Annotated in this window: 5 protein-coding genes; 2 read left to right on the top strand and 3 right to left on the bottom strand. The window is 68.1% G+C overall.

Features of this window, described 5'->3' with window-relative positions:
• Window positions 1-1,191, top strand: a 1,191-nt coding sequence (locus ACLFMY_RS08590) for an MFS transporter (protein WP_410764247.1), incomplete at its 5' end; no start/stop codon positions are given.
• A gap of 156 nt (window positions 1,192-1,347) precedes the next feature.
• Complete coding sequence (locus tag ACLFMY_RS08585) at window positions 1,348-1,923, top strand: DUF4124 domain-containing protein (RefSeq protein ID WP_410764246.1); 576 nt, start codon at window positions 1,348-1,350, stop codon at window positions 1,921-1,923.
• 9 nt (window positions 1,924-1,932) lie between these two features.
• Here the strand turns inward: ACLFMY_RS08585 and argB are convergent, their stop codons facing one another.
• From argB to coaBC, 3 genes are all read right to left on the bottom strand, one after another.
• Window positions 1,933-2,820, bottom strand: a complete 888-nt coding sequence (gene argB / locus ACLFMY_RS08580; RefSeq protein WP_410764245.1) for an acetylglutamate kinase — start codon at window positions 2,818-2,820, stop codon at window positions 1,933-1,935.
• Between the two features lie 32 nt (window positions 2,821-2,852).
• Window positions 2,853-3,308: a dUTP diphosphatase gene (gene dut, locus ACLFMY_RS08575; protein WP_410764244.1), complete on the bottom strand. Its 456-nt coding sequence runs from the start codon at window positions 3,306-3,308 to the stop codon at window positions 2,853-2,855.
• On the bottom strand, window positions 3,295-4,418 hold a 1,124-nt coding region (gene coaBC / locus ACLFMY_RS08570; RefSeq protein ID WP_410764243.1), incomplete at its 5' end, for a bifunctional phosphopantothenoylcysteine decarboxylase/phosphopantothenate--cysteine ligase CoaBC. The genes coaBC and dut, both read right to left, overlap by 14 nt.

The following is a 4,418-nucleotide window of genomic DNA, read 5'->3' as shown; positions in this document are numbered from 1 at the left end:
TTCCTGCTGCAGGTGTTCTTCGTCGGCGCCCTGGTCGGCATGACCCGCACGGTGCTGCCGGTGCTCTCCGAATCGGACTTCGGTCTGGCCGCCGGGGCGTTCACCCTGCTTGCGAGCTTCGTGGTGATCTTCGGCGTGATCAAGGCCACGCTCAACCTGCTTGCCGGGCGCTTTTCCGACCGTTACGGGCGAAAACGCGTGCTCGTCGCCGGCTGGCTGTTCGCTATCCCGGTGCCGTTTTTGCTGCTGATCGCGGATTCCTGGGGCTGGGTATTGCTGGCGACGGTCTTTCTGGGCATCAACCAGGGGCTGGCCTGGTCGATGGCGCTCAACAGCAAGCTGGATCTCACCCACGCCCACCAGCGCGGGCTGGTCAACGGGGCCAACGAGTTCGCCGGCTACGGCGGCGTGGCGGTGGCCGGCTACCTCGCGGCGATCGTCGCCGAGCAGCTCGGGGCACGCGAAGGCCTGTTCTGGTTCGGTCTTGCCGTGATCGGGCTGGCCCTGGCACTGGCAATCTGGATGGCCCGCGACACCCTGCCCTGGGCCCATGCCCAGCAGAAAGCCAGTGGCAACGGCAAGGTCCCGGCCCTCCGCTCCGGTCTGGGCTTTTTCCTGCACGCCACCTGGGGCAATCGCAGCCTGCTGGCGATCAACCAGGCCGGGCTGGTGGAGAAGTTCACCGATACCATCATCTGGCTGTTCGTGCCCATCCTGCTGGTCGCGCGCGGCGCGGACCTGGTCACCGCGGGTTTCCTGGTGGGCATTTACGGCATGGTCTGGGGTGCCGGGCAACTGGTCACCGGCCCGGCCTCCGACCGGCTGGGCCGGCGCGGGCTGATCGTCGGCGGCATGTGGCTGTGCGGGGTGGGCATCATGGCCGTGGTGCTCAGCCACTCGACATGGATCTGGGGTGTCGCGATGGCGGTCACCGGCGTGGGCATGGCAATGCTCTATCCGACGCTGGGCGCGGCGGTCGCCGACCACTGCGAGCCGGTCGAGCGCGCCGGCATCCTCGGCGTGTACCGGTTCTGGCGCGATTTCGGCTACGCCGTCGGCGCGCTGGCGCTGGGGCTGGTGGCCACACTCACCGGCGGCATCGAGGCCGGGTTCTGGTTCGTCGGCATCGCCATGCTGCTCTCCGGCCTCTGGGTGGCCCTGGGGCTCGAGTCGCGCGCGAAAGGCGACTGACAGGTCGCCCATCATCCGGACCGGCGCCAAAACTGGCACCATGATTGCAGTAACTCCCAGTGACACAAGAGAAACACGGATCAACCGTGACGTGATGTCAACAGTTGACCACCGGGCGCGCCCCGATGGTCATGATATGGACACTGGGAGAGACTCATGCACATGCGCCACCGACAGGCACTCGCCGGCGTCATTGCCATCATCCTGCCACTGCTCGCGACCCAGGCGGCCAACGCCGCCACCTATCGCTGGGTCGACGCCGATGGTCAGCTTCAGTTCAGCGACACCCTGCCGTCCGCGGCGGCGGCCAACGGCTACAAGGTGATCGATTCAGGCACGGGGCAGGTCATCCGCGAGGTGGCCCCGCGCAAGACCGACGAGGAAAAGGCGCGCGAGGAAGCGCAGCGCCAGGCCGAGGAGGATGCCCGCCTGGCCGAAGACGCCGAGCGCAAGCACAACCAGGTGCTAATGGCCCTCTACAGCAGCGTCGAGGACATCGAGCAGGCCCGCGATTCGCGTCTCGCCCGTCTCGATGCCCGCATTCGTCAACTCGAATCATCGACGGCACGCATGGAAGAGAAGGCCCGGAACAGTCCCAACGACGGCAGCTACGCCCGCGACCTGAAAAACCTGAAGGCCTCGCTGGAGGACGCTCGATCCGAGCGAAATGAAGTCGAACAGCGTTTCGAACAGGACATCCAGCGCTTCCGGGACCTGAAGGCCAACGGCTGATGCCGGGGATCAGCCCCGGATCAGCGTGCCGACCCCCTGGTCGGTGAGCAGCTCGAGCAGCACCGCGTGCGGCACCCGGCCGTCGATGATCTGGACGGTCTTGACCCCCCCGCGCACGGCATCCAGGGCGAAGTTGATCTTCGGCAGCATCCCGCCATGGATGGTGCCATCCTCGATCAGCGCCTCCACGTCATCGGCGGTCAGCCCCGTCAGGAGCTTGCCCTCGCGGTCCAGCACGCCGGCGATGTTGGTCAGCAGCAGCAGTTTTTCCGCCTCGAGCACCTGGGCGACCTTGCTCGCCACCACGTCGGCATTGATGTTGTAGGCCTCGCCGTCCTCGCCCACGCCGATCGGCGCGATCACAGGGATCACGTCGGAGGCGTCCAGGGTGCGCAGGATGCCCGCGTCGATGGAGGCCACCTCGCCGACGTGGCCGATGTCGATGATCTCCGGTTCGTCGAATTCGGGGTTCTTGCGGGTGACCTTGAGCTTGCGCGCGCGCACCAGCCCGGCATCACGCCCGGTCAGGCCCACGGCACGGCCGCCGTGACGGTTGATCAGCGCGACGATGTCCTTGTTGACCAGCCCGCCGAGGACCATCTGCACCACGTCCATGGTCTCGCGGTCGGTAACCCGCATGCCCTCGACGAACTCGCCCTGCTTGCCCAGCTTTTCCAGCACCTGGTTGATCTGCGGCCCGCCGCCGTGGACGATCACCGGGTTCAGGCCCACCTGCTTCAACAGCACGATGTTGCGGGCGAAGGCGTCCTTGAGATCCTCGTCGACCATGGCGTTGCCGCCAAACTTGATCACCACGGTCTTGTCGAACAGGCGCTGGATGTAGGGCAGCGCCTCCATCAATACGTCGGCGGTCAGGGCGGGGTCGAATCGGGACATGTTCTCGTGTTCTCTGGTTGTTTGTCAGTCGCTCAATCGCGCCCGGTGTGACCAAAACCGCCGGTGCCACGCGCACTCTCGCCGAACTCGTCGACGGCCTCGAAGGCTACCTGCACCACGGGCACGACCACCAGCTGGGCGATGCGCTCGCCGACATCGACGGTGAACGGGCTGTCGCCGCGATTCCACATCGAGACGAACAGCTGGCCCTGGTAGTCGGAGTCGATCAGGCCGACCAGGTTGCCCAGCACGATGCCGTGCTTGTGGCCCAGCCCCGAGCGCGGCAGGATCATCGCCGCCAGCCCCGGGTCGTCGAGGTGGATGGCCATGCCGGTGGGCACCAGCTCGGTCTGGCCGGGCGCGAGGGTGAGCGCCTCGTCCAGGCAGGCGCGCAGGTCCAGGCCCGCCGAGCCGTCGGTGGCGTAGTCCGGGCGCGGGATCTCGCGGCCCAGCCGGGGGTCGAGCCATTTGACCTCAACTCGATGCATCGTCGGAAACCTGTGTGATCTGGTGATAGGTGTCGAAAATCCGGGTTGCCAGCCGCTCCTTGCCCGCCTGCGCCAGCACGCGCTCGCCACCGTCCCACAACAGCAGCAGCGCATTGTCCGGCCGGTCGAAGCCCTTGCCCGCGCCGACCTCGTTGGCACAGATCAGGTCCATGCCCTTGGCGACACGCTTGGCCGCGGCATGTTCGCGCAGGTGGTCGGTCTCGGCGGCAAAACCGATGACGAACGGCCGCTCGGCACGTGCCGCCACGCCGGCGATGATGTCGGGGTTGGGCACCAGCTCCAGGCGCAGGGGCTCGCCGTCCTTCTTGAGCTTGCTCGCCGCGGGCTCGGCCACGCGGTAATCGGCCACCGCCGCCGCCCCGATGAAGATATCCATCGACTCGATCGACTCGACCGCCGCCTGCATCTCGGCCGCGGTCTCCACGTCGATGCGTGTCACGCCACCCGGCGTGGACAAGGAGGAGGGGCCGGCGACCAGCGTCACGTCCGCGCCGCGCCGGGCCGCCTCGGCGGCGATGGCGAAGCCCATGCGCCCGGAGGAACGGTTGGCGATGAAGCGCACCGGGTCAATCGGCTCGCGCGTGCCGCCGGCCGTGACGACGACATGCCGCCCGGCCAGGTCCGGCGCGCCACCGGCAAGCAAGGCCTCGGCGATCGCCTCGGCCTCGAGCATGCGCCCCTCGCCGGTCTCGCCGCAGGCCTGGGCGCCGGCCGCCGGCCCGTGCATGACCACGCCGCGTTCGACCAGCAACGCCTGGTTAGCCTGCGTGGCCGGGTGGGCCCACATCTGCCGGTTCATCGCCGGGGCCAGGTGAACCGGCGCCTCGGTGGCGAGACAAAGGGTGGTCAGCAGGTCGTCCGCCATGCCGGCGGCCAGGCGCGCCATCAGGTCCGCGCTGGCCGGGGCGATCACCACGGCATCGGCCCAGCGGGCCAACGCGATATGATCCATGCCCGATTCGGCCTCGGCATCCAGCAGGGTAGTGCGCACCGGCTGGCCGCTGACCGCCTGGAAAGAGAGCGGGGTGACGAAGCGGGTCGCCGCCTCGGTCATCACCACGCGCACCTCGCAGCCGGCCTCGACCAGGC

It is taken from the genome of Guyparkeria sp., from assembly GCF_046545975.1.
In the GTDB taxonomy this organism is placed as follows: domain Bacteria; phylum Pseudomonadota; class Gammaproteobacteria; order Halothiobacillales; family Halothiobacillaceae; genus Guyparkeria.
The sequence above is the reverse complement of the archived record's forward strand: the minus strand, read 5'-3'. Positions and strand labels throughout refer to the sequence as shown.

Coding starts and splice junctions, on each gene's coding strand:
- ACLFMY_RS08585 (WP_410764246.1), top strand. CDS start 1,348: ATGCACATGCGCCACCGACAGGCACTCGCCGGCGTCATTGCCATCATC.
- dut (WP_410764244.1), bottom strand. CDS start 3,308: ATGCATCGAGTTGAGGTCAAATGGCTCGACCCCCGGCTGGGCCGCGAG.
- argB (WP_410764245.1), bottom strand. CDS start 2,820: ATGTCCCGATTCGACCCCGCCCTGACCGCCGACGTATTGATGGAGGCG.